This is a genomic window from Acinetobacter sp. YH12151 (genome assembly GCF_013418355.1).
Lineage (GTDB): Bacteria > Pseudomonadota > Gammaproteobacteria > Pseudomonadales > Moraxellaceae > Acinetobacter > Acinetobacter pseudolwoffii.
This window is the reverse complement of record NZ_VPCG01000110.1, coordinates 1-1129: the sequence shown is the minus strand read 5'-3', so window position 1 is coordinate 1129 and position 1129 is coordinate 1. Positions and strand designations below refer to the sequence as shown.

2 protein-coding genes and 1 pseudogene are annotated in these 1129 nt (G+C 32.9%); all 3 read right to left on the bottom strand.

Annotated elements, in window-relative coordinates; translation table 11 throughout:
• Positions 1 to 217: 217 nt before the first annotated feature.
• A complete protein-coding gene (locus FTU82_RS16295) occupies positions 218 to 343 on the bottom strand; it encodes a KGW motif small protein (RefSeq protein WP_005170067.1) in 126 nt (41 codons plus the stop codon).
• 352 nt (positions 344 to 695) lie between these two features.
• The gene (locus FTU82_RS15980; RefSeq protein ID WP_180086658.1) at positions 696 to 989 is read right to left on the bottom strand and encodes a hypothetical protein; all 294 of its coding nucleotides are present in this window, start codon (positions 987 to 989) and stop codon (positions 696 to 698) included.
• A 41-nt stretch (positions 990 to 1030) separates the two neighbouring features.
• Positions 1031 to 1129, bottom strand: a pseudogene (locus FTU82_RS15975) (IS1 family transposase); the annotation flags it as partial.

Here is a 1129-nt window from a genome sequence, read left to right as displayed (position 1 = left end):
TTGATGCCATTTTTCTTTATACTGTCACTGAGGCAGGTTGGACATTTGATTTCTAGAGTTATTCGCATTTCTCTATTTTATCAAAATTCAACCTGCTTTGTTTCAGCATACTTTTTGAAACACCACCAAAAATAGAAATAACGGCAATAACCATTTTAGGACTCGTTTCCTATAGTCTGGTTTATTTGACTCTCGGTGGCTTTTTTAAAGCCAAATATCAAGAACCCTGCATCAAATAACTGCCCACAACAAACAATATTTGTAGTCCTACGACAATAGCAAACAACATCCAGCCTTTCTGACGCATTGCCGCCTTATCCATTATTCTAAGTGTTTTAGCCATGTCATCACCTCATACTTGAGAATTGATACTGAACTGATCTATTCCATCTTTCTTTTATAGTGCAATAAAGTTGTGCATAAAACATACCATAGCACTTTATATACAATATGAAAGCAAAATCTAAACCAAGTTCAGTGGGAGAAGTTAAATTAAAAAATCAGAATGCTTAAAAAGCAAAAATCCACCCCAAGGTGGATACGAATTAAGTAATTATAGATATTTTTAAATTATTTTTCCATAAAGTATAATTAAGTTAATATTTTTAAATGTTATTTATTAAAAATTAAGAAAATTAATGATTAGTAATTTTCTGATATTTCCACATGAGAAGTGACTTTGCTGTAAGCATGAATTATTCATTACATAAGTTCTCATTTGGAAGTGTGATACTTTTACCATCCATCGCTTTACTAAAAGCTAAATACGCCTTAAAGCGCTGTTTTGTGTTTGTGGTGACTGCAATGACATGCTGAACGACATTGGATGGTTTGTACAAAGTATCTTGAGAAAAACGCTCGTAAATGCAGCCTATCGCGCGCGATTTTTCAAATGCAATTTTTCGTAGCGGGTATTGCTGAGAAGTATCGAGTAATAAGCTCTCTTGCAGAACCATAGCCAATTGTTTTACCGCCTGTCTTTGTTCCATATTTATAAAATTCTGGTGGTGTTTCAAAAAGTATGCTGACATTAAATGAAGCCATTATTGATGTAAAAAAAGGTTAAGTCGAAAGCTTTAAAATGGTTTTCAATCTTTTTTGAAAAATTACAACTCCTTCTAAAACCGCG

Coding starts and splice junctions, on each gene's coding strand:
- FTU82_RS16295 (WP_005170067.1), bottom strand. CDS start 343: ATGGCTAAAACACTTAGAATAATGGATAAGGCGGCAATGCGTCAGAAA.
- FTU82_RS15980 (WP_180086658.1), bottom strand. CDS start 989: ATGGAACAAAGACAGGCGGTAAAACAATTGGCTATGGTTCTGCAAGAG.